General features: G+C 68.0%; 20 protein-coding genes. 10 read left to right on the top strand and 10 right to left on the bottom strand.

All coding sequences use genetic code 11. From position 1 onward, the window contains the following. Positions 1 to 175: 175 nt before the first annotated feature. The gene (locus tag ACQB60_RS38350; protein ID WP_496930710.1) at positions 176 to 1657 is read left to right on the top strand and encodes a CCA tRNA nucleotidyltransferase; all 1482 of its coding nucleotides are present in this window, start codon (positions 176 to 178) and stop codon (positions 1655 to 1657) included. Positions 1658 to 1762: 105 nt separating this feature from the next. Here the strand turns inward: ACQB60_RS38350 and ACQB60_RS38345 are convergent, their stop codons facing one another. From ACQB60_RS38345 to ACQB60_RS38330, 4 genes are all read right to left on the bottom strand, one after another. Then, positions 1763 to 2308 (bottom strand): LppU/SCO3897 family protein, encoded by a 546-nt coding sequence (locus ACQB60_RS38345; protein WP_496930709.1) that lies wholly within the window; start codon positions 2306 to 2308, stop codon positions 1763 to 1765. 115 nt (positions 2309 to 2423) lie between these two features. Continuing rightward, complete coding sequence (locus ACQB60_RS38340) at positions 2424 to 3680, bottom strand: MFS transporter (RefSeq protein ID WP_496930708.1); 1257 nt, start codon at positions 3678 to 3680, stop codon at positions 2424 to 2426. Positions 3681 to 3785: 105 nt separating this feature from the next. Next, the gene (locus ACQB60_RS38335) at positions 3786 to 4868 is read right to left on the bottom strand and encodes an inositol-3-phosphate synthase (RefSeq protein WP_384829180.1); all 1083 of its coding nucleotides are present in this window, start codon (positions 4866 to 4868) and stop codon (positions 3786 to 3788) included. A gap of 58 nt (positions 4869 to 4926) precedes the next feature. After that, positions 4927 to 5613, bottom strand: a complete 687-nt coding sequence (locus tag ACQB60_RS38330; RefSeq protein ID WP_496930707.1) for a PadR family transcriptional regulator — start codon at positions 5611 to 5613, stop codon at positions 4927 to 4929. A gap of 373 nt (positions 5614 to 5986) precedes the next feature. On the opposite strand from ACQB60_RS38330, the gene ACQB60_RS38325 reads away from it, so the two are divergent. Together ACQB60_RS38325 and ACQB60_RS38320 are read left to right on the top strand one after the other, a co-directional pair. Next, positions 5987 to 8728: a transglycosylase domain-containing protein gene (locus tag ACQB60_RS38325; RefSeq protein WP_496930706.1), complete on the top strand. Its 2742-nt coding sequence runs from the start codon at positions 5987 to 5989 to the stop codon at positions 8726 to 8728. Positions 8729 to 8869: 141 nt separating this feature from the next. Then, complete coding sequence (locus tag ACQB60_RS38320; protein WP_496930705.1) at positions 8870 to 10408, top strand: glycosyltransferase family 87 protein; 1539 nt, start codon at positions 8870 to 8872, stop codon at positions 10406 to 10408. Between the two features lie 55 nt (positions 10409 to 10463). Here ACQB60_RS38320 and ACQB60_RS38315 read toward each other — a convergent pair whose 3' ends face one another. The 3 genes from ACQB60_RS38315 to ACQB60_RS38305 all read right to left on the bottom strand — a co-directional run bounded on the left by ACQB60_RS38315 (position 10464) and on the right by ACQB60_RS38305 (position 13152). Further along, entirely contained in the window at positions 10464 to 11495 is a 1032-nt protein-coding gene (locus ACQB60_RS38315; RefSeq protein ID WP_496930704.1) for an alanine racemase, read from the bottom strand. Positions 11496 to 11566: 71 nt separating this feature from the next. Further along, entirely contained in the window at positions 11567 to 12688 is a 1122-nt protein-coding gene (locus ACQB60_RS38310; protein WP_384829170.1) for a lipid II:glycine glycyltransferase FemX, read from the bottom strand. Between the two features lie 146 nt (positions 12689 to 12834). Then, positions 12835 to 13152, bottom strand: coding sequence for a hypothetical protein (locus tag ACQB60_RS38305; protein WP_496930703.1), 318 nt, complete (start codon positions 13150 to 13152; stop codon positions 12835 to 12837). A 266-nt stretch (positions 13153 to 13418) separates the two neighbouring features. On the opposite strand from ACQB60_RS38305, the gene rpsF reads away from it, so the two are divergent. The 4 genes from rpsF (at position 13419) to rplI (ending at position 15137) form a co-directional block, all read left to right on the top strand. Further along, complete coding sequence (gene rpsF, locus ACQB60_RS38300; protein WP_006604399.1) at positions 13419 to 13709, top strand: 30S ribosomal protein S6; 291 nt, start codon at positions 13419 to 13421, stop codon at positions 13707 to 13709. Positions 13710 to 13784: 75 nt separating this feature from the next. Further along, positions 13785 to 14378: a single-stranded DNA-binding protein gene (locus tag ACQB60_RS38295; RefSeq protein WP_384829166.1), complete on the top strand. Its 594-nt coding sequence runs from the start codon at positions 13785 to 13787 to the stop codon at positions 14376 to 14378. 57 nt (positions 14379 to 14435) lie between these two features. Continuing rightward, positions 14436 to 14672, top strand: a complete 237-nt coding sequence (rpsR, locus tag ACQB60_RS38290) for a 30S ribosomal protein S18 (protein WP_003949403.1) — start codon at positions 14436 to 14438, stop codon at positions 14670 to 14672. Between the two features lie 18 nt (positions 14673 to 14690). After that, complete coding sequence (gene rplI, locus ACQB60_RS38285) at positions 14691 to 15137, top strand: 50S ribosomal protein L9 (protein ID WP_384829164.1); 447 nt, start codon at positions 14691 to 14693, stop codon at positions 15135 to 15137. A gap of 116 nt (positions 15138 to 15253) precedes the next feature. Here the strand turns inward: rplI and ACQB60_RS38280 are convergent, their stop codons facing one another. After that, positions 15254 to 16597, bottom strand: a complete 1344-nt coding sequence (locus ACQB60_RS38280; protein WP_384829162.1) for an MATE family efflux transporter — start codon at positions 16595 to 16597, stop codon at positions 15254 to 15256. A 454-nt stretch (positions 16598 to 17051) separates the two neighbouring features. On the opposite strand from ACQB60_RS38280, the gene dnaB reads away from it, so the two are divergent. Further along, positions 17052 to 18530: a replicative DNA helicase gene (gene dnaB / locus ACQB60_RS38275; protein ID WP_496930702.1), complete on the top strand. Its 1479-nt coding sequence runs from the start codon at positions 17052 to 17054 to the stop codon at positions 18528 to 18530. A 32-nt stretch (positions 18531 to 18562) separates the two neighbouring features. On the opposite strand, the gene def is transcribed toward dnaB, so the two are convergent. After that, a complete protein-coding gene (def, locus tag ACQB60_RS38270) occupies positions 18563 to 19225 on the bottom strand; it encodes a peptide deformylase (protein ID WP_496930701.1) in 663 nt (220 codons plus the stop codon). Positions 19226 to 19295: 70 nt separating this feature from the next. Here def and ACQB60_RS38265 point away from each other — a divergent pair, with 70 nt between their 5' ends. Continuing rightward, positions 19296 to 19874 carry an ArsR family transcriptional regulator gene (locus tag ACQB60_RS38265; RefSeq protein WP_496930700.1) on the top strand — a complete coding sequence of 193 codons (579 nt, stop codon included), beginning with the start codon at positions 19296 to 19298 and terminating at the stop codon, positions 19872 to 19874. A gap of 66 nt (positions 19875 to 19940) precedes the next feature. Further along, a complete protein-coding gene (locus ACQB60_RS38260; RefSeq protein ID WP_496930699.1) occupies positions 19941 to 21320 on the top strand; it encodes a serine hydrolase domain-containing protein in 1380 nt (459 codons plus the stop codon). Positions 21321 to 21378: 58 nt separating this feature from the next. Here the strand turns inward: ACQB60_RS38260 and ACQB60_RS38255 are convergent, their stop codons facing one another. Beyond that, positions 21379 to 21831, bottom strand: a complete 453-nt coding sequence (locus tag ACQB60_RS38255) for a GNAT family N-acetyltransferase (RefSeq protein ID WP_496930698.1) — start codon at positions 21829 to 21831, stop codon at positions 21379 to 21381. Between the last annotated feature and the right edge of the window lie 15 nt (positions 21832 to 21846).

Here is a 21846-nt window from a genome sequence, read left to right as displayed (position 1 = left end):
CGTCGTCAGTGGTCGTCGGTTGTGCGTCCACGCATGGTAACGATGCGCGCTGTGGCGAAGTGCCGCGGACTGCTCCACATGATCGGACGACCTGGTCGGGGTGGGACAGCGGCCTCGGGGACGCCCAGGGAATCCGGTCGGCCTTGGGGGTTCGGGGCACGTACCCTTTTCTGTTGTGCCGAACGCCAATGACGTCCCTGAGGACAACCCCACTGAACTGAGCCAGGTGCAACGCCGTGCGGTCAGCGAACTGCTGCGCGTTTCCCCCGCCGCGGACGACCTGGCCCGCCGCTTCCAGGAGGCCGGGTTCTCCCTTGCTCTGGTCGGCGGCTCGGTCCGGGACGCGCTCCTCGGCCGGCTCGGCAACGACCTGGACTTCACGACGGACGCGCGCCCCGACGACGTGCTCAAGATCGTGCGGCCGTGGGCGGACGCGGTGTGGGAGGTCGGGATCGCCTTCGGCACGGTCGGCTGCCAGAAGGACGCCCGCGTCGGAGATACCCAGCAGCGCTTCGACATCGAGGTCACGACGTACCGCTCCGAGGCGTACGACCGGTCCTCGCGCAAGCCCGAGGTGTCCTACGGCGACTCCATCGAGGAAGACCTCGTCCGCCGTGACTTCACCGTGAACGCGATGGCGGTGGCGCTTCCGGAGAAGGAGTTCATCGACCCGCACGGGGGACTCGAAGACCTGGCACAGCGCATCCTGCGCACCCCCGGCACCCCCGAGGAGTCCTTCTCCGACGACCCGCTGCGGATGATGCGTGCGGCACGCTTCGCCGCTCAGCTGGACTTCGAGGTCGCCCCGGAGGTCGTCGCCGCGATGAAGGCGATGGCCGAGCGAATCAAGATCGTCTCGGCGGAGCGGGTGCGGGACGAGCTGAACAAGCTGATCCTCTCCGCTCACCCGCGCAAGGGCCTGGCGCTGCTGGTCGACACCGGGCTCGCGGAGTACGTCCTGCCCGAGCTCCCCGCTCTGCGCCTGGAGCGTGACGAGCACCACCGGCACAAGGACGTCTACGACCACACGCTGATCGTCCTGGAGCAGGCGATGGCCCTGGAGACGGACGGCCCCGACCTGACCTTGCGTCTTGCCGCCCTGCTGCATGACATCGGCAAGCCGAGGACGCGCCGCTTCGAACAGGACGGCCGGGTCTCGTTCCACCACCACGAGGTGGTGGGCGCGAAGATGACGAAGAAGCGCATGACGGCGCTCAAGTACTCCAACGAGCTCGTGAAGGACGTCTCGCGCCTCGTCGAGCTCCACCTGCGCTTCCACGGCTATGGCACAGGCGAGTGGACGGACTCGGCCGTACGTCGCTACGTCCGCGACGCGGGCCCGCTGCTGTCCCGCCTTCACAAGCTCACCCGCTCCGACTGCACGACCCGCAACAAGCGCAAGGCCAACGCGCTGTCGCGGGCCTACGACGGCCTGGAGGAGCGCATCGCCCGGCTCCAGGAACAAGAGGAACTCGACTCGATCCGCCCGGACCTCGACGGCAACGAGATCATGCAGATCCTGGATGTGGGGCCGGGCCCCGTGATCGGCAAGGCGTACAAGTTCCTGTTGGAACTGCGGCTGGAGAACGGGCCGATGGAGCGAGATGCGGCGGTGGCTGCGCTCAAGGGGTGGTGGGCGGAGCAGCCGGAGGGCTGACGCTGGTGGGTGGCTGGTTGTTTCACGTGAAACAACCAGCCACCCAGACAGGGCGGAGGGGGCGTTGTTTCACGTGAAACAACGCCCCCTCCGCGCTTCGAACGCCTACTGCTTGTAGTCCTTGAGGCAGAGCACGAAGTCCGTTCCCTTACCCGACTGCGTGTAGGCGTACTGGAAGTCCTTGGCCTCGGCCTTGCACTTGCTGTCGGCCAGGAGGCCCGTGTAGGTGCCTTCAATCTTGGCGAGCACCTTGTACTGCGCCTTGGAGTCGTCGCAACCGACAACTTCGAGGTCGGGGTGGCTGTCGTCAGAACTGCCCCGGTGCATGCAGTCGCCGACCGCGGCTGTTTCTGCATCGTCCCGGCTGGCCAGCCAGCCGACCCCGAGCGCTATGAGGCCAAGCACGACGGCTCCGGCGCGGAGGTAGGTCTTGAACGAGCGACGGGGCCGCGCCGGAGCCGGCGGCGGTACCGGGCCCCCCTGGGGGAACTGCTGATACGGCTGCTGCGGCATGCCCGGCTGGCCCTGCTGCGCGGGGTACGGGGCGGTGGGAGCCTGCTGGCCGTACGGGACGCCGCCCTGCGGCTGGCCGTAGGGGTTCTGGCCCTGGGGCGGGTACGGGTTCTGGCCGTGGGGCGGCGGAGTGGTCACTTTGGGGGTCCCCCTAGAACGAGAGCGCGATGGCGCGGATGCGACGCCCCGTAAGCTATCTGGCCCCAATGGCAACTCTGAACCCAGAGGGTTCTCTGTGGCACTGATGTAACACTTACTGTGCGCGGAATCGGGTCATAAGCGCAGCAACTGCCGCGTAGATCAAGGCAACTGAGGTCGCGAGCGGCACCGATCGACCGTCAGGCGGCAGCATCAGCGCGGCTACCCCGGCCGCGGCGACGAATGCGACGTTGAACAGCACGTCGTAGAGGGAGAAGATCCGGCCGCGGAAGCCGTCGTCCACCGAGGACTGCATCACCGTGTCCGTGGCGATCTTCGCGCCTTGCGTCGTCAGACCGAGCACGAAGGCGGCGACGAGTATGGGGACAGGGGCGAAGGACAGGCTGAGGGCGGGTTCGAGGACCGCTGCCGTGCCCGCGCATCCGGCGATCCAGCCCGCGGGGCCGAGCCGGTCCACCGCCGCGGGCGTCACCACCGCCGCGACGAAGAACCCCGCCGCCGAGACCACCGCGGCGAGCCCGAGGAGCGCGAGACCATCGGTCTCCGTCGAACTCCACGCGTACCGGCAGAGCATCAGCACCATGACCAGGAGTGCGCCGTAGCAGAAGCGCATCAGCGTCATCGCGGTGAGCGAGCGGGCTGCCGCGGGGCGTTCCCAGAGGTGCCGGACGCCCTCCCGCAGACCCTGCGCCGTGCTGGCCAGAGCTGTTCCGATGCGTGGCTGCACCAACTCCGGTTCAGGACCCAGCAGTTGCCGCGTCAGGGTCAGTGACGAGAGGGCCGAGCAGAGGTAGAGGACGGCCCCGAGGAGGACCACCGCCGCGTCCGAGTCCGCCACCAGCACGCGTACGGCGAAGGCGAGTACACCGCCCATGGTGGCCGCGAGCGTCCCGGCCGTCGGAGAGAGGGAGTTGGCGATGACGAGGCGCTCGGTGTCGACCACGCGGGGCAGCGCGGCCGAAAGCCCCGCCAGGACAAAGCGGTTGACGGCCGTGACGCACAGCGCGGAGGCGTAGAAGAGCCAATTCGGTGCCGAGCTCAGCATCAGCAGCGCGGTCAGCGAGGCCAGTGCGGCCCGCAGCAGATTCCCGTACAGGAAAACCTGTCGTCGCTGCCAGCGGTCCAGCAGCACACCCGCGAAGGGGCCGACGAGGGAGTACGGCAGGAGGAGTACGGCCATCGCGGAGGCGACGGCCGTGGCGGAGGTCTGCTTCTCCGGTGAGAAGACGACGTAGGTAGCGAGCGCGACCTGATAGACGCCGTCCGCGCCCTGGGACAGCAGCCGTAGGGCGAGCAGGCGCCGAAACGCCTGGAAGCGCAGGAGTACGCGCAGGTCACGTACGACAGCCATGGGGCACAGCCTCACATACGAGGAGGGCCCCGGCGCGTACGACGTGTACGCTCCGGGGCCCTCGTCAGACCGGGAGGAGGAGCGGTGCCGCCCCTCTGGGTCTGGTTAGCGCTCGACCTCGCCCTTGATGAACTTCTCGACGTTCTCGAACGCCTCGTCGTCGAAGTACTGCACCGGCGGGGACTTCATGAAGTACGAGGACGCGGAGAGGATCGGGCCGCCGATGCCGCGGTCCTTGGCGATCTTCGCGGCACGCAGGGCGTCGATGATGACACCGGCCGAGTTCGGGGAGTCCCAGACCTCGAGCTTGTACTCCAGGTTCAGCGGGACCTCACCGAAGGCGCGGCCCTCGAGGCGGACGTAGGCCCACTTGCGGTCGTCGAGCCACGCGACGTAGTCGGACGGGCCGATGTGGACGTTCTTCTCGCCCAGGTCGCGGTCCGGGATCTGCGAGGTGACGGCCTGCGTCTTCGAGATCTTCTTGGACTCGAGGCGGTCGCGCTCGAGCATGTTCTTGAAGTCCATGTTGCCGCCGACGTTGAGCTGCATGGTGCGCTCAAGACGGACACCGCGGTCCTCGAACAGCTTGGCCATCACACGGTGCGTGATGGTGGCGCCGACCTGCGACTTGATGTCGTCACCGACGATCGGCACGCCGGCCTCGGTGAACTTGTCCGCCCACTCCTTCGTGCCGGCGATGAACACCGGGAGGGCGTTCACGAAGGCGACCTTGGCGTCGATGGCGCACTGCGCGTAGTACTTCGCGGCATCCTCGGAACCGACGGGCAGGTAACAGACGAGGACGTCGACCTGCTTGTCCTTGAGGATCTGGACGACGTCGACCGGGGCCTCGGCGGACTCCTCGATGGTCTCGCGGTAGTACTTGCCCAGGCCGTCGAGGGTGTGGCCACGCTGGACCTGGACGCCGCTGTTGGGCACGTCGCAGATCTTGATGGTGTTGTTCTCGCTGGCACCGATGGCGTCCGCGAGGTCGAGGCCGACCTTCTTCGCGTCGACGTCGAACGCGGCGACGAACTCGACGTCACCGACGTGGTAGTCGCCGAACTGGACGTGCATGAGGCCCGGGACCTTGGTGTCCGGGTCGGCGTCCTTGTAGAACTCGACGCCCTGGACCAGCGAGGCGGCGCAGTTGCCCACGCCGACGATGGCTACGCGAACCGAACCCATTCCGGTTGCTCCCTGTGTGATCTCGGTATTCCGGATGTGACCCCGCGGATCGCGGAGGTCACGTGGCGGTGTCATCGGACGGATCCGGCGGCGAGGCGCTGCCTCGCCGCCGGGGCAGGCCGCCCGACTCCCCAGATGTGCTGTCCTGCTGAGCGGAGCCGTCCGGCGTCGACCGTTGCTGGTCGCGTCCGGCGCGCTCGCTCTCGATGAGCTCGTTCAGCCAGCGCACTTCGCGCTCCACGGACTCCATGCCGTGCCGCTGCAGCTCAAGCGTGTAATCGTCGAGGCGCTCCCGGGTGCGGGCCAGTGAGGCCCGCATCTTCTCCAGGCGCTCCTCCAGACGGCTGCGCCGCCCTTCGAGCACGCGCATGCGTACGTCTCGCGAAGTTTGGCCGAAAAAGGCGAAGCGGGCGGCGAAGTGCTCGTCCTCGTACGCATCGGGGCCGGTCTGCGAGAGCAGGTCCTCGAAGTGTTCCTTACCTTCTGCTGTCAATCGGTAGACGATCTTGGCGCGACGCCCTGAGAGTGGTGCGGCCAGGGCCTCGTCGGGTCCCGTGCCCGGCTCCTCGATCAACCAGCCGTTGGCGACCAGCGTCTTGAGGCAGGGGTACAGGGTCCCGTAACTGAAGGCACGGAAGACTCCGAGCGATGTATTGAGTCGTTTACGCAGCTCATAGCCGTGCATCGGGGACTCGCGCAGCAGACCGAGTACGGCGAACTCGAGGATGCCGGAGCGCCTGCTCATCGCCGCCCCCTCTCTGTCGCGAACCCTTGGCGCGGTCTTTATGCCGAGCTGATGTATCGACTCGATACATCGTGACGATAGAACGGCCTTCCGGCTGGGGCAAGAGGGGGGACGGTGAACGGCATCACATCACCGATTCGTAGGAAGTAACTTGCCTGATTTGGGGTGAACTTCGGGGCTACGAGGGTTTTGACGGTGCGTAGTCTGTGCGCCATGCAAACCGCCGGGAACCAAGTGACGTTTGGGAGCGTCGTCGTCCCCGGTGTGGTGCGGGTGGGTGCCGGAATGGGCCCGTCCGCACGTCGGGGGGACCGGAAACCAGCCGCCGTTTCCAGGCGCGGATGCCCGCGCCTGCCCGAGGAGTAATCGTTCGATGAGCGAGCACCGTCGCAAACCGCCGCAGCCGCAGGGCGGCGGACGTGCCGCGGCCCGACGCGGCGCTTCCGGCGCACCGTCCGGCCGTCGCGCAGCACCGCGGGGCGCCACAGGATCGCCCTCGTCCTCGTATGGTTCCGGTCCTTCCGAGGGCGGGGAACGACCGTACGGCGGCCGGGCCGAGGCGCGGCGCGCAGCGCAGCGCAGTGGTTCGGCCGCCGGCAGCGGGCACCGCAGGGCCCCCGACGGGCCCGGGCGCGGTGGCGGCGGAGGGCGACGCGGTGGCGGACCCGGTGGTCCCGGAGGTCCGGGGCGCGGCCGGGGGCGTGGCTTCGAGCCGCCCCGCAAGAAGCGCTTCATCGACTACCCGCGGGCGGGTAGGCACGGAGTGCGGCGCTGGATCCCTTCGTGGCGCCTGGTCTCCGGCCTCTTCATCGCGTTCGTCGGCAGTCTGATGGCCGTCGCGGGCATCGCGTACGCGCTGGTGGAGGTCCCGAAGGTCGACGACGCCGCCCTGGCCCAGAACAACGTCTACTACTGGGCCGACGGCAAGGTGATGGTCGCGACCGGCGGCGAGGCCAACCGCCAGATCATCAAGTACGAGGACATCCCCAAGGAGATGCGGTACGCCGTCATCTCCGCGGAGAACAAGTCCTTCGAGAAGGACAAGGGCATCGACCCGATGGGCATCACCCGTGCCCTGGTCAACATGGCCAAGGGCGGGGAGACCCAGGGTGGTTCGACCATCACTCAGCAGTACGTGAAGAACGCGCGCCTCGGTGACCAGTCGCAGACGTTCAGCCGGAAGTTCAAGGAACTCTTCATCTCCATAAAGGTGGGCCGCCAGGAGAAGAAGGAAACGATCATGGCGGGGTATCTCAACACCGCCTACTACGGCCGGGGTGCCTATGGCATCCAGGCCGCCGCGCGCACGTACTTCAACAGGGACGCCAAGGACCTCAACCCGAGCCAGTGCGCTCTCCTGGCGACGGTGCTCAAGGGCGCCACCTACTACGACCCCGCGGGCTCCCCCGAGGTCGACCCCGCCGCCTCGCAGGAGGCCAACAAGGCACGGGCCCTGAAACGGTGGAAGTGGATCCTCGACGAGGAGGTCAAGGACGGTCACATGACCGCCGAGACCCGGGCCAAGTACAACAAGTTCCCCAAGACGCAGAACCCGCGCTCGAACGCTCAGCTGGGTGGCCAGACCGGCTATCTGGTCGGCCTTGCCAAGGCGTACGTGCTCAACAACACCAACATCACCGAGAACCAGCTTCAGCTGGGCGGCTATGAGATCCACACGACCTTCGACAGGAACAAGGTCAAGGAGCTCGAGGACGCGGTGAAGAAGGTGCGCAAGGCCAAGATCGACCCGAAGAAACGCCCGGACAAGGACTCCCACGTCCAGTTCGGTGGTGCGTCGGTGAACCCGAAGAACGGTGCGATCGAAGCGATCTACGGCGGTGAGGACGCGACCAAGCACTTCACCAACAACGCCGACCAGACCGGTGCCCAGGTGGGTTCGACCTTCAAGCCGTTCGTCCTGGCGGCTGCCTTCAAGGACGGTGTGCGCGATCCCAAGGGGCAGGAGGTTCAGGGCGAAAGCCAGCGCAAGATCGTCAATCCGAAGAGCCTGTACAGCGGCAAGAACAAACTCAAGATCCAGAAGTACAACGGGGATGTTTGGCAGGACAAGGACGGCAAGGAGTGGCTGCAGAAGAATGATGGCGGCGCCTCCTACAACGCCCCGAGCTACCAGATCGACCTTCGTGAGGCCATGCGCGAGTCGGTGAACTCGGCCTATGTCCAGCTCGGCATGGACGTCGGGCTCGACAAGGTGAAGCAGGCCGCCATGGACGCGGGACTCCGCGACGACAACTCCATGGCCAGCGCCAACTACCCGTCCTTCTCGCTCGGTACGTCGTCGCCGAGTGCGATCCGCATGGCTGGCGCGTACTCCACGTTCGCGGCGGAAGGGAAGCAGAACGACCCGTTCTCGGTGAAGAGCATCGATCACGAGGGCGAGACGGTCTACCGGCACGAAGTGAAGCCCAAGCAGGCATTCAACGATGACGTCGCCAACAATGTGACCGACGTGCTGAAGACCGTCGTCGAGAAGGGCACCGGCACCAAGGCCCAGCTGCCCGGGCGTGACGTGGCGGGCAAGACCGGTACGACCGACGGCAACAAGTCCGCCTGGTTCGTCGGCTACACCCCGCAGCTGTCGACCGCGATCAGCATGTACCGGCTCGACGACAACGAGGGCAACAAGAAGCGCCAGTTCCTGGAGATGTATGGAACGGGTGGCGAGGAGAAGATCCACGGTGCCTCGTTCCCCTCGGAGATCTGGCACGACTACATGGAGAAGGCGATGAAGGGCAAGAGCGTCGTGCGCTTCCCGACGCCGGAATCGATCGGTGAGGTCGTCGGCGAGACCCCGCCGCCGACGCCGACCCCGACGCCGACCGAGGAACCGTCGGAGACCCCCTCGGCGACCCCCTCCGACAGCGGCAAGCCCTCTGAATCGCCGTCCGAATCCCCGGACCCCACGCAGTCCTGTGCATGGGACGACTGGCAGTGCAACAACGACGGCGGTACGTCCGACGGCGGTGTCGACACCGGCGGAGGTACCGGTGGTCAGTCACCACCGAGCACGGACAATCCGACAGGTGGGGGCACCGGGGGCAGTAACGGCAATGGCAACGGAGGAGGCTTCCTGGGAGGGGCGGACGGCGGCTGATCCAGTGGCCGCTCCGGTGCCTGGCTCCTAGGAGTCAGCTGACGAGCACGGCGCGTGTTTCACGTGAAACGAGGGCCGCCGCACCTACCGGGTGCGGCGGCCCTCGACGTGTTCTCAGGTGCGTACGGCAGGATGTGCGGCATGCCCAGTGCAGAGATGACGCCCACGAGCGAGCACCAGCCCCCGAGCATGCGGGAGCGGGAGCCGGTCCGGCCGACCAAGGAGGACGAGGTCGCCGCGGCCGGCAGTGAGCTGATCGGCGGGCCCGTCGGCCGAAGAGTGCTGTTCACCGCGTCCTGGTGGGGCCCCGTACGCGTCATCGTGCTGGTCGCCCTGGGGATGTTCGCCCTCGGGATGGTGCAGAAGTTCCCCTGCTACAACGGCGGCTGGTTCTTCGGGGCCAGCTCGCAGTACACGCACGCCTGCTACTCCGACATCCCGCACCTCTATCAGGGGCGCGGCTTCGCCGATGGTCTCGTGCCGTACTTCGACAAGCTGCCCGGCGACATGGAGTACCTCGAGTACCCGGTGCTCACCGGGGTGTTCATGGAGGTGGCGTCCTGGCTGACGCCCGGCAGCGGCTCCATTCAGCACCAGGAGAAGTGGTACTGGATGGTCAACGCGGGGATGCTGATGGCCTGCACAGCGGTCATCGCCGTCTGTATCGCCCGTACTCACCGGCGCCGCCCCTGGGACGGCCTGCTCGTCGCGCTCGCGCCCGCCTTCGCGCTGACGGCCACCATCAACTGGGATCTCTTCGCCGTCGCGCTCACGGCCGCCGCGATGCTGATGTGGTCACGTGGGCGGACCCTCGCCTTCGGTGTGCTGCTCGGGCTTGCCACGGCCGCCAAGCTCTATCCGGCACTCATCCTCGGGCCGCTGCTCATCCTCTGCTGGCGCGCCGGCAAGTGGAGAGAATTCGGCACGGCTGTGGGTGCGACGGTGGGCGCCTGGCTCGTGGTGAACCTGCCGGTGATGGTCATGCACGACTCGACGGGCTTCCACATCCGCGAGGGCTGGGCGAAGTTCTACACCTTCAGCCAGGAGCGGGGCGTCGACTTCGGGTCGTTCTGGCTGATCCTCTCCCAGCGCATGGACAGCCCGCTGACCACAGACACCGTCAACACCCTCGCCACTGCCCTCATGCTGCTGGCGTGCCTGGGCGTCGGTGCGCTCGGCCTCACGGCCCCACGACGCCCCCGCTTCGCGCAGCTCGCGTTCCTGGTCGTCGCGGCCTTCATCCTCACCAACAAGGTCTATTCACCGCAGTACGTGCTGTGGCTGATCCCCCTGGCCGCCCTGGCCCGGCCGCGCTGGCGGGACTTCCTGATCTGGCAGGCGTGCGAGGTGGCGTACTTCCTCGGCATCTGGATGTACCTCGCGTACACGACGAGCGGAGACGCCCACAAGGGGCTGCCGACGGAGGGCTACCAACTCGCCATCGCGGTCCACCTGTTGGGGACCCTCTACCTGTGCGCCGTGGTCGTACGCGACATCCTGATGCCGGAGCGGGACGTGGTGCGGCGGGCCGGGGACGACGACCCCTCGGGCGGTGTCCTGGACGGCGCGCAGGACGTCTTCGCCTTGGGAGCGGCGGCCCATCCCCCGCGGCACGCGGCCCACATGGCCGAAGGTACGTATGTGAAGTGGGGCACGACGGCGGACGACGCTACTTCCTGAGTGCACACACCGAAGGGGCGGACACGCTGCCGTGTCCGCCCCTTCGGCGTTGTGCTCAGCGGTCGACGATTCGGTCGAACTGCGTCGTGGTGTGGCGCAGGTGGGCGACGAGTTCCTCGCCCACCTTGGGCTCCGGCGCGTCCGCGGGGACGAAGAGGATGGAGACCTGCATGTGCGGCGGCTCCGCGAACCAGCGCTGCTTGCCCGCCCAGACGAACGGCGAGAGGTTGCGGTTGACGGTCGCGAGTCCCGCGCGGGCCACGCCCTTGGCGCGCGGCATCATGCCGTGCAGCGCCTTCGGGGCCTCCAGGCCCACCCCGTGCGACGTGCCGCCCGCGACGACGACCAGGTAGCCGTCCGAGGCGACCTTCTGCTGGCGGTAGCCGAAGCGGTCACCCTTGGCGACGCGCGTGACGTCGAGCACCGCGCCGCGGTACTCCGTCGCCTCGTGGTCGCCCAGCCACAGCTGCGTGCCGATGCGCGCACGGAAGCGGGTCTGCGGGAACTGCTGCTGGAGGCGGGCGAGTTCGGCGGCCTTGAGGTGGCTGACGAACATCGTGTGCAGCGGGAGCCGGGCCGCGCGCAGGCGGTCCATCCAGCCGATGACCTCCTCGACGGCGTCCGAGCCGTCGGTGCGGTCCAGCGGGAGATGGATCGCGAAGCCCTCGAGGCGGACGTCCTCGATGGCCGCGTGCAGCTGCGGCAGGTCCTGCTCGCTCACGCCGTGGCGCTTCATCGAGGACATGACCTCGATGACCACGCGTGCCCCGACGAGGCCGTGCACGCCGTCGAGGGAGGACACGGAACGGATGACCCGGTCCGGCAGCGGCACCGGCTCCTCGCCCCGCCTGAACGGCGTCAGGACCAGCAGGTCGCCCCCGAAGAAGTCCTTGATCCGCGCTGCTTCGTACGTCGTGCCGACGGCGAGGATGTCGGAGCCGAAGCGCGTGGCTTCCTCCGCGAGCCGCTCATGCCCGAAGCCGTAGCCGTTGCCCTTGCAGACCGGGACCAGGCCCGGGAACTGCTCCAGCACGTGCTTGTGATGCGCCCGCCAGCGCGCGGTGTCGACGGAGAGCGTGAGCGCCATGGCCGGTCCGGAACCTTTCGTGTGGCTGCGGTGTGTCTGAGGTCAGAGGTACGGAAGGAAAGTGTGCCGGTTCAGCGGCGCGACATGTAGATGTCGAGGGCCTTGTGCAGCAGCTTGTTGAGCGGGAAGTCCCATTCGCCGATGTACTCGGCGGCCTCGCCGCCGGTGCCGACCTTGAACTGGATCAGGCCGAAGAGGTGGTCCGTCTCGTCCAGGGAGTCGGAGATGCCGCGCAGGTCATAGACGGTGGCTCCCATCGCGTACGCGTCGCGCAGCATCCGCCACTGCATCGCGTTCGAGGGCCGGACCTCGCGCCCGATGTTGTCCGAGGCGCCGTAGGAGTACCAGACGTGGCCGCCGACGACGAGCATCGTCGCGGCCGACAGGTTCACGCCGTTGTGCCGCGCGAAGTACAGCCGCATGCGGTTGGGGTCCTCGGAGTTGAGGGCCTGCCACATCTGCTGGAAGTAGCCGAGCGGGCGCGGGCGGAACTTGTCGCGCACCGCCGTGATCTCGTAGAGGCGCTGCCACTCGGCGAGGTCCTGGTAGCCGCCCTGGACGACCTCGACACCGGCCTTCTCGGCCTTCTTGATGTTGCGGCGCCACAGCTGGTTGAAGCCCTTCTGGACCTCCTCCAGGGAGCGATTGGCCAGCGGCACCTGGAAGACGAAGCGGGGCTGGACGTCACCGAAGCCGGCGCCGCCGTCCTCGCCCTGCTGCCAGCCCATGCGGCGCAGCCGGTCCGCGACCTCGAAGGCACGCGGCTCGATGTGCGTCGCCTCGGTGTCGCGCAGCCGCTTCACGTCGGGGTTCTGGATGCCTGCCTTGATCGCCGGAGCGTCCCAGCGGCGGATCACGACGGGCGGGCCCATCTTCACGGAGAAGGCGCCCTGCTTCTTGAGGTGGGCGAGCATCGGCTGCAGCCACTCGTCCAGATTCGGGGCGTACCAGTTGATGACCGGGCCCTCGGGCAGGTACGCGAGGTATCGCTTGACCTTGGGCAGCTGGCGGTAGAGGACCAGGCCCACACCGACGAGCTGGCCGGTCCGGTCGTCGAACCAGCCCAGGCTCTCCGAACGCCACTCGCTCTTCACATCAGCCCATGCCGGGACCTGGCAATGACTCGCCGACGGCAGGCTCTGGATGTAATCCAGATGCAGCTTCCGGTCGATGGTCCTCAGGGTCAGGCTCATGCGGGGCGCTCCTCGGCAGGTCTGTCCCCATGGGTACAGGGGCTCCGGCTCTCGCGCCGAAGCCTACTGCGCCCCGCCCGCGCCCCGTCTGGGCGTATGGAACCTGGGACCCCGGTCAGGAGCGGGACCGGGGTGCCGGAGGGGGTTCAGCCGACGATTCCGCCGAAGAGACCGCCGTGCGCCATGCCCAGGAAGAACCCGACGGCCGAGGCGCCGAGACCGAGGATCATGCCGAAGCGCTCGCGGGTCGTGACCGAGATGAACTGGCCGTACGCGCCTGTGAAGATCCCCACGAGGCCGGTCCAGGAACTGATGAGGTGGAGGTTGTGGAACATCGCCGTGATGAACGCGATGGCGCCGAGCACCAGGGTCACGCCGAGGAGCGTGTCCTGGAGGGGATGGGGTTTCCCGTCCGTGGCGAAGAGAGACGTGGCGGTGTTGGTGGGGCGCATTGTCTGTGCCATGGGAGGCACCTCCTGCGGAAGGCGGCGCATCGTAGCGCCATAGACACCCGATGTGTACAGATTCTGCCCGCCCGCCGCCGGATTTCAACCGGAAGCCTCGGTGCGGGTACTCTGTACCGTCTGCACCGGTGTCTGCCCAGGCCACGACGGCAGTCCTTCTCTGAAGGGCCTGATTGTCAGTGGCGGCCGATACCGTTGCGTACGCATAACAACCCTCCTGCCACGGAACGACCGTGGCCGCTGAGTCCAAAGGAGGTGGGTTCCACATGCGTCACTACGAGGTGATGGTCATCCTCGACCCCGATCTCGAGGAGCGTGCTGTCTCCCCGCTGATCGAGAACTTCCTCTCCGTCGTCCGTGAGGGCAACGGAAAGGTGGAGAAGGTCGACACCTGGGGCCGTCGTCGTCTCTCGTACGAGATCAAGAAGAAGCCCGAGGGCATCTACTCGGTCATCGACCTGCAGGCCGAGCCTGCGGTCGTCAAGGAGCTCGACCGCCAGATGAACCTGAACGAGTCGGTCCTCCGGACCAAGGTCCTCCGTCCCGAGACCCACTGAGCTTCCTAGCTCAGCGGCACTCGGGTTTCGAGTAGCAGCAAGCAGCCAGCAGCAAACCCGCCGAGAGGTTCACCCATGGCAGGCGAGACCGTCATCACGGTCGTCGGCAATCTTGTCGACGACCCCGAGCTGCGCTTCACCCCGTCCGGTGCGGCGGTCGCGAAGTTCCGTGTCGCGTCCACTCCCCGCACTTTCGACCGGCAGACCAATGAGTGGAAGGACGGCGAGAGCCTGTTCCTGACCTGCTCGGTCTGGCGTCAGGCGGCGGAGAACGTCGCAGAGTCGCTTCAGCGAGGCATGCGCGTCATCGTGCAGGGCCGACTGAAGCAGCGGTCTTACGAGGACCGTGAGGGCATCAAGCGCACGGTCTACGAGCTGGACGTCGAGGAAGTCGGCGCCAGCTTGAAGAACGCGACGGCCAAGGTCACCAAGACCTCGGGCCGTGGCGGCCAGGGTGGTTACGGCGGCGGTGGCGGCGGCCAGCAGGGCGGCGGCTGGGGCGGTGGCTCCGGCGGCGGTCAGCAGCAGGGTGGCGGCGGTGCTCCCGCCGACGACCCCTGGGCGACCGGTGCGCCGGCCGGCGGCGGCCAGCAGCAGGGCGGCGGCGGTGGCTGGGGTGGAAACTCCGGCGGCTCCGGCGGCGGCTACTCGGACGAGCCCCCCTTCTAAGCCTTCGGGCCGAGGGTGGGCCGTACCCACACTTCTTGATCACACAGGAGAAACACCATGGCGAAGCCGCCTGTGCGCAAGCCGAAGAAGAAGGTCTGCGCTTTCTGCAAGGACAAGGTCACGTACGTGGACTACAAGGACACGAACATGCTGCGGAAGTTCATTTCCGACCGCGGCAAGATCCGTGCCCGCCGCGTGACCGGCAACTGCACGCAGCACCAGCGTGACGTCGCCACGGCCGTGAAGAACAGCCGTGAGATGGCGCTGCTGCCCTACACGTCCACCGCGCGATAAGGGAAGGGTGACCGACTCATGAAGATCATCCTCACCCACGAGGTCACCGGCCTCGGCGCCGCCGGCGAGGTCGTAGACGTCAAGGACGGCTACGCCCGCAACTACCTGATCCCGCGGAACTTCGCGATCCGCTGGACCAAGGGTGGCGAGAAGGACGTCGAGCAGATCCGTCGTGCTCGCAAGATCCACGAGATCCAGACGATCGAGCAGGCCAACGAGATCAAGGCCCAGCTCGAGGCCGTCAAGGTCCGTCTGGCCGTCCGCTCCGGCGACGCCGGCCGTCTCTTCGGTTCCGTCACCCCGGCCGACGTCGCTTCGGCGATCGAGGCTGCCGGTGGCCCGAAGGTCGACAAGCGTCGTGTCGAGCTCGGCGCGCCGATCAAGACGCTGGGCGCCCACGCGACGTCCGTGCGTCTGCACCCCGAGGTTGCCGCGAAGGTCAACGTCGAGGTTGTCTCCGCCTAAGCACTGCGCTTGGCAGGACTGAGTGAAGGGGCCGCACCCACTGGGTGCGGCCCCTTTGCCATGTCGTCGACGTGCTGTGGTGTCGCTGTTTCACGTGAAACAGCGACACCGCTTCCTCAGCGCGTGGCCCCGGTGACGATCCATCGCCCGGAGCGGGCGCGCAGCCAGAGCGTCAGCATGCGCACCGTCATCATCAGCATCATGGCTCCCCATACGCCCGTCAGTCCCCAGCCCAGCGTGGGGACCAGCAGTGCCACGGGAGCGTAGGCGGCCAGGGTCGCCAGCATCGCCCAAGCGAGATAGGGCCCGTCGCCCGCACCCATGAGGACGCCGTCGAGGACGAACACGACGCCGCAGATCGGCTGGGAGAGAGCGACCACGACGAGGGCGGGCAAGGCTGCGTCCTGGACGGAGGGGTCACTCGAGAAGAGCGGGATGAACAGCGGTCGCGTGACGACCACCAGCGCTCCCAGGATGACCCCGGAGGCGACGCCCCACTGCACCATCCGACGACAGGCGTCACGGGCTCCCTGCGGGTCGTCGGCGCCGAGATAGCGGCCGATGATCGCCTGCCCCGCGATGGCGATGGCGTCGAGGGCGAAGGAGAGCAGACTCCACAGCGACAGGATGATCTGGTGGGCCGCGATATCGGCGTCGCCGAGACGGGCGGCTACGGCGGTCGCGATCATCAGGATGGCCCGCAGCGACAGCGTCCGTACGAGCAGGGGCGCTCCGGCCTGGGCACACGCCTTGATGCCGACGAGGTCGGGGCGGAGCGAGGCGCCATGGCGCCGGGCGCCGCGCACGACCACGAAGAGATAGACCGCGGCCATCGCGTACTGCGCGATGACGGTGCCCCAGGCGGAGCCGGCGATGCCGAGCCCGGCGCCATAGACGAGCCCGGCGTTGAGGGCGCCGTTCGCCACGAAACCCCCGACCGCCACATAGAGCGGGGTACGGGTGTCCTGAAGGCCGCGCAGGACACCGGTGGACGCCAGGACGACGAGCATCGCCGGGATGCCGAGGACGGAGATGCGCAGATACGTGCTCGCGTACGGGGCGGCGGTGTCGGAGGCGCCGAAGAGCCCGATGAGTGAGGGGGCCGTCGGCAGCGTGACCGCGATGACGGCGATGCCCAGGAGAAGCGCGAGCCAGATGCCGTCCATGCCCTGACGGATGGCGGCCCTGAGATCCTGGGCGCCCACACGGCGGGCGACGGCGGCTGTCGTGGCGTAGGCGAGGAAGACGAAGATGCTGACCGCGGTCGTCAGGAGTGCCGAGGCGACGCCGAGTCCGGCGAGCTGCGCCGTGCCCAGGTGACCGACAATGGCGCTGTCGGCCATCACGAAGAGGGGTTCGGCGACGAGTGCGCCGAAGGCGGGGACGGCCAGCGCGAGGATCTCTCGGTCGTGCTGCCGCCGGGCGGCCTTGGTCGCCACGGGGGCCTGTGTCATGGGCATCAATCTAATCTTCCACAGGTAAGAGATGCAACTGCTGCAGGACCCTTACGGAGACGGCTGTCGGGTGCTTGGCGGGACAGGGTTCGCCGAGATCTTGGGCCGACTGGGGAAGTTTTTCTTCTGCACAGCCGGTGGATGGGAAAGTGCCAGGTCAGAGCCGGTTTGCTGAGAGGGCTGAGGGCTTGTTCACAGGGCTGTCCACCGCGCCGTGCACAGGTTTCGCCGGGTTCTCCACAGCAACGCGCCCGTCATCCACAGCGCCTGTGGATAACCAGATTGGCTGACGGTGCCCCCGGGCCTACCGTGGTCCGGCGCCCGCCTCCTTCTCCGTCCTCGGAAACCGCGTAAAACCGACGCGTCAGAACCGGAGTTGGGCTTCCTGTTTTGTCAGTGTCGTGCCGTAAGAAAGAGGGGCACGGCGAGGTCCGCTCGGCGGACGGGAGGAGGTGGCCCGGTGAGTATTTCCGAGCCATTGGACGACCCCTGGGCCGACAGCGGTCCGGGTGACCGTCTGCCCGTCTCCCGCCAGCGCCGCGAGGGCGGCCGTGGCCGCGACGAGCAGCACGAGCGGGGCCGTGAGGGCGGCGGCTGGGACGGCGGCGGCACGTCCTTCGAGCGCGTACCGCCGCAGGATCTCGACGCCGAACAGTCCGTGCTCGGCGGCATGCTGCTCTCCAAGGACGCCATCGCCGACGTCGTCGAGGTGCTCAAGGGCCACGACTTCTACCGCCCGGCTCATGAGACGGTCTACACGGCGATCCTCGACCTGTACGCGAAGGGGGAGCCGGCCGACCCGATCACCGTCGCCGCCGAGCTCACCAAGCGCGGTGAGATCACCAAGATCGGCGGCGCCCCGTATCTGCACACGCTCGTCGGCTCGGTCCCGACGGCGGCGAACGCCGAGTACTACGCGGAGATCGTGCATGAGCGCGCGGTCCTGCGCCGTCTCGTCGAGGCCGGTACCCGCATCACGCAGATGGGATACGCGGCCGACGGCGACGTCGACGACATCGTCAACAGCGCCCAGGCGGAGATCTACGCGGTCACCGAGCAGCGCACCAGCGAGGACTATCTGCCGCTCGGCGACATCATGGAGGGCGCGCTCGACGAGATCGAGGCGATCGGCTCGCGCAGCGGAGAGATGACCGGTGTGCCCACGGGCTTCACCGACTTCGACTCCCTCACGAACGGCCTGCACCCGGGCCAGATGATCGTCATCGCGGCCCGCCCCGCCATGGGTAAGTCGACGCTCGCGCTCGACTTCGCGCGCGCCGCCTCCATCAAGCACAACCTGCCCAGCGTCATCTTCTCCCTGGAAATGGGGCGCAACGAGATCGCGATGCGCCTGCTCTCCGCCGAGGCGCGGGTGGCGCTGCACCACATGCGTTCCGGCACGATGACGGACGAGGACTGGACCCGGCTCGCGCGCCGGATGCCCGAGGTCTCGGCGGCGCCGCTCTACATCGACGACTCCCCGAACCTGTCGATGATGGAGATCCGCGCCAAGTGCCGCCGCCTCAAGCAGCGCAACGACATCAAGCTCGTGATCATCGACTATCTGCAGCTGATGCAGTCCGGCGGTTCCAAGCGGGCCGAGAGCCGTCAGCAGGAAGTCTCGGACATGTCGCGAAACCTCAAGCTGCTCGCCAAGGAGCTCGAGGTCCCGGTCATCGCGCTCTCGCAGCTGAACCGTGGTCCCGAGCAGCGCACGGACAAGAAGCCCCAGGTCTCTGACCTGCGTGAATCCGGCTCCATCGAGCAGGACGCGGACATGGTGATCCTGCTGCACCGCGAGGACGCGTACGAGAAGGAGTCCCCGCGCGCGGGCGAGGCGGACATCATCGTGGGCAAGCACCGTAACGGCCCGACGGCGACGATCACGGTCGCCTTCCAGGGCCACTACTCGCGCTTCGTGGACATGGCACAGACCTGATGGCGCGGGTCTGACCGCGGAGGCCGGGCGCCTCAGCGGGCCAACTGGGCCGCCTTGGCGTCGCGGCGGGCGAAGACCTCCTCGCGACGCTCCGCCATCTGTCGCAGCGCGTCCTTGCGGTCGCGCTTGGACAGTCGGTCGAGATAGACGCGGCCGTGGAGATGGTCGGTCTCGTGCTGCAGGCAGCGCGCGAAGTAGCCCGTCCCTTCGATGACGACGGGGCTGCCGTCCTTGTCGAAGCCGCGGACCACGGCGCGATCTGTGCGGGGGACCTCCATGGTGGCTCCGGGCACGGAGAGGCAGCCCTCTCCTTCGTCCACGAGTCGGCGGTCGCCCGGGTCGGGCAGTTCGAGCACCGGGTTGACGATGTGGCCCACGTGCCGGATGCCGTGGTCGTCCGGGCAGTCATAGACGAAGAGCCGCAGATCGACGTCCACTTGGTTGGCGGCGAGGCCCGCGCCGTCGGCCACGTACATCGTCAGGAACATGTCGTCGATCAACGCCGAGAGCTCCGGGGTGCCGAACTCGACAACCTCTTGGCACGGGCGGCTCAGGATCTCCTCGCCCACCACAGTGACCCGCCGCACCGCACCACGTCCGGCCTCCGGCGGCAGAGCGGGATACGCGTCGACGGGCCGACCCTGCACACGGACGCGCCGGTCCACGGGGCGGGGCTGATCGTGGTGCACGGACAAGGCTGTCTCCCCCCTTCGGGCAAGCGAGAGCCGCTTGCCAAGCGCTTTGCAAAGTAGCAGACTTTGCAAAGTGACTGAAGACGATCTCCGCCCACAGGCCCCCTCGGCCCGGAGCGCAGGCGACGAACTGCGTGAGCACGAGGTCCGCACGGCCCTGCTGGACCTGCTGGCCGAGGTCGGCACGGTCACGGCGACCGAAGCGGCCGTCCGGCTCGGCTACAGCTCGGGGCTCTGCTCGTTCCACCTGCGGCAGCTCGCTCGTCACGGATACATCGAGGAGGCTCCTCACCATGGGGGCCGCGCACGCCCGTGGCGCCTGAAGAGGCACGAGCCCAGTGAAGTGGCTTCGGCAGAGGGGCAGTTCGGCGATCTGGCACGCGGACTCGAGGACGAGAGCTGGCAGCGATGGCTGAGCCGACGGAATGAGGCTCCGTCCGAGTGGCGCCACGACGAGGCGTTCAGCGCGGTCGCCTATCTGACGCCCGAGGAGATGAGCCGCGTCGCGGAGACCGTCCGCCGGGCGCTCGCCCCCTACCAGGACCGTGAACAGCGCCCCCTGGCTCGGCCCGATGGTGCCCGGCCGGTGGCTCTCATCACCCGCCTCTTCCCGTTGCTGCCCGAGGCAGCCGATGAGCCGGATCAGCTCTGACGCAGGTCTGAAGCAGGTCTGACAAAAGCAGTCGACGAAGAGCATCGCTCAAGGTGGACTGGTGCCATGACATCTCGTGAAGAGCTGCTGCCCACCACCCGCCGAGCCCTCCTGCATCGCGTCGCCACCGCCCAGTCCCAGGGGCGTGCCCCCTCGCTGGTCGCTTCGGTCATCAGAGACGGGGAGTTGGTGTGGACCGGGGCGCGCACCTCTGTGGACGGGCACGCCCCGGACGAGAACGTCCAGTACCGCATCGGTTCGATCACCAAGACCTTCACCGCCGTCCTCGTGATGCGACTGCGGGACGAGGGACTGCTCGATCTCTCGGACCCGCTGGAGAAGCATCTGCCGGGTACGGGCGCCGGCGACGTCACCATCGTCGAACTCCTCGCGCACACCAGCGGTCTGGCGGCCGAATCGCCGGGCCCCTGGTGGGAGCGGAGCTCCGCCTCGCTGCGTCCCGAGCTCTCGGACGTGCTGGGTGAGGAGCCGTTCAAGCACCCCATCGGACGCCTCCATCACTACTCCAACCCCGGCTATACGCTGCTCGGTTCGCTGGTGGAGAAGCTGCGCGGTGTCTCCTGGGAGGAGGCGCTGCGCCGCGAGGTGCTGGAGCCGCTCGGCCTGGACCGCACGAGTGCGCAGCCGCAGGACCCGCACGCCGGGGGCTGGGCCGTGCACCCCTGGGCGGACGTGATGATGCCCGAACAGGTCGAGGACGTGGGTCTCATGGCCCCGGCCGGCCAGCTCTGGTCGACGACGGCGGACCTGGGGCGCTTCGCGGCCTTCCTGCTCGCTGGGGACGACCGGGTGCTCAGCGCTGAGTCGGTGCGGGAGATGCGGACGCCGTCGGCGCCGCTGGCGGCGGAGAACTGGGACGCGACCTACGGCCTGGGGACGCAGCTGCTGCGGGTCGGAGGGCGCACCCTCTTCGGTCACTTGGGATCGCTACCCGGCTATCTGGCGGGCCTCCTGGTGAGCGAGGAGGAGGGGCTCGCGGCCGTGGCCCTGGTCAACTGCACCTCTGGGCCCGCCATCGGTGCCCTGACCGCGGAGCTGGTGCTCCTGGTGGCCGAGGCTGAGCCGCGCATCCCCGAGCCGTGGCGCCCGGCGACCGAAGTCGACTCCTCCGTCATGGAGTTGCTCGGCTCCTGGTACTTCGGTACGCAGGCCGTCGGGCTGCGCTCGACGGGTCAGGGTGCGGTGGTGCTGGGGCCGCTCGCGGGCGGTGGCGGGCGCCAGGCGCGGTTCCGGGCGAACGGGGACGGTACGTGGACGGGCCTGGACGGTTACTACGCGGGGGAGCAGTTGCGCGCGGTACGGCGGGCGGACGGTTCGGTGAGCCATCTCGACCTGGGGTCGTTCGTCTTTACGCGTGAGCCGTACGAGGCAGGGGCACCGGTGCCGGGCGGGGTGGACCCGGAGGGGTGGCGAGGGCTGCCGTAGCCGGTCGAGCAGGTGGGATGGTGGGGCTGTTTCACGTGAAACAGCCCCACCAGCGCTGTCAGAGCTGGAGCTTGAAGCCCACGTGCGATGCCGTGAAACCGAGCCGCTCGTAGAAGCGGTGGGCATCGACGCGGGTGGCGTCGGAGGTCAGCTGCACCAACTGGCAGTCCTGGCGCCGGGATTCATCGACGGCCCACTCGATGAACCGGGTGCCGAGCCCGCTGCCTCGTTCGTCCGCGTGCACGCGCACGCCCTCGATGATCGAGCGGGTGGCACCCTTCCGGGACAGGCCCGGGATGATCGTGAGCTGGAGCGTGCCGACGACGCGTCCCTCGCGCACGGCGACGACCACGTGCTGATGGGGGTCGGCGGCCAGACGCTCGTACGCGGTGCGGTACGGCGTCAGGTCGTCCGGGGACTCGCGTTCGGCGCCGAGCGGGTCGTCGGCGAGCATCGCGACGATGGCGGGCAGGTCCTCCGCTGCCGCCGGGCGTATCTCAAGATCTCCCATGGCTGCAGCCTAAGC

This window comes from Streptomyces odontotermitis (genome assembly GCF_050510915.1).
Lineage (GTDB): Bacteria > Actinomycetota > Actinomycetes > Streptomycetales > Streptomycetaceae > Streptomyces.
The sequence above is the reverse complement of the archived record's forward strand: the minus strand, read 5'-3'. Positions and strand labels throughout refer to the sequence as shown.

Bases quoted from the DNA above. Each gene is read 5' to 3' on its own strand.
- ACQB60_RS38295 (WP_384829166.1), top strand. From the start codon at position 13,785: ATGGCAGGCGAGACCGTCATCACGGTCGTCGGCAATCTTGTCGACGAC.
- ACQB60_RS38340 (WP_496930708.1), bottom strand. From the start codon at position 3,680: ATGGCTGTCGTACGTGACCTGCGCGTACTCCTGCGCTTCCAGGCGTTT.
- ACQB60_RS38305 (WP_496930703.1), bottom strand. From the start codon at position 13,152: ATGGCACAGACAATGCGCCCCACCAACACCGCCACGTCTCTCTTCGCC.
- ACQB60_RS38260 (WP_496930699.1), top strand. From the start codon at position 19,941: ATGACATCTCGTGAAGAGCTGCTGCCCACCACCCGCCGAGCCCTCCTG.
- ACQB60_RS38325 (WP_496930706.1), top strand. From the start codon at position 5,987: ATGAGCGAGCACCGTCGCAAACCGCCGCAGCCGCAGGGCGGCGGACGT.
- rpsF (WP_006604399.1), top strand. From the start codon at position 13,419: ATGCGTCACTACGAGGTGATGGTCATCCTCGACCCCGATCTCGAGGAG.
- ACQB60_RS38335 (WP_384829180.1), bottom strand. From the start codon at position 4,868: ATGGGTTCGGTTCGCGTAGCCATCGTCGGCGTGGGCAACTGCGCCGCC.
- ACQB60_RS38255 (WP_496930698.1), bottom strand. From the start codon at position 21,831: ATGGGAGATCTTGAGATACGCCCGGCGGCAGCGGAGGACCTGCCCGCC.
- ACQB60_RS38280 (WP_384829162.1), bottom strand. From the start codon at position 16,597: ATGCCCATGACACAGGCCCCCGTGGCGACCAAGGCCGCCCGGCGGCAG.
- rplI (WP_384829164.1), top strand. From the start codon at position 14,691: ATGAAGATCATCCTCACCCACGAGGTCACCGGCCTCGGCGCCGCCGGC.
- rpsR (WP_003949403.1), top strand. From the start codon at position 14,436: ATGGCGAAGCCGCCTGTGCGCAAGCCGAAGAAGAAGGTCTGCGCTTTC.
- ACQB60_RS38330 (WP_496930707.1), bottom strand. From the start codon at position 5,613: ATGAGCAGGCGCTCCGGCATCCTCGAGTTCGCCGTACTCGGTCTGCTG.
- ACQB60_RS38310 (WP_384829170.1), bottom strand. From the start codon at position 12,688: ATGAGCCTGACCCTGAGGACCATCGACCGGAAGCTGCATCTGGATTAC.
- ACQB60_RS38315 (WP_496930704.1), bottom strand. From the start codon at position 11,495: ATGGCGCTCACGCTCTCCGTCGACACCGCGCGCTGGCGGGCGCATCAC.
- ACQB60_RS38320 (WP_496930705.1), top strand. From the start codon at position 8,870: ATGCCCAGTGCAGAGATGACGCCCACGAGCGAGCACCAGCCCCCGAGC.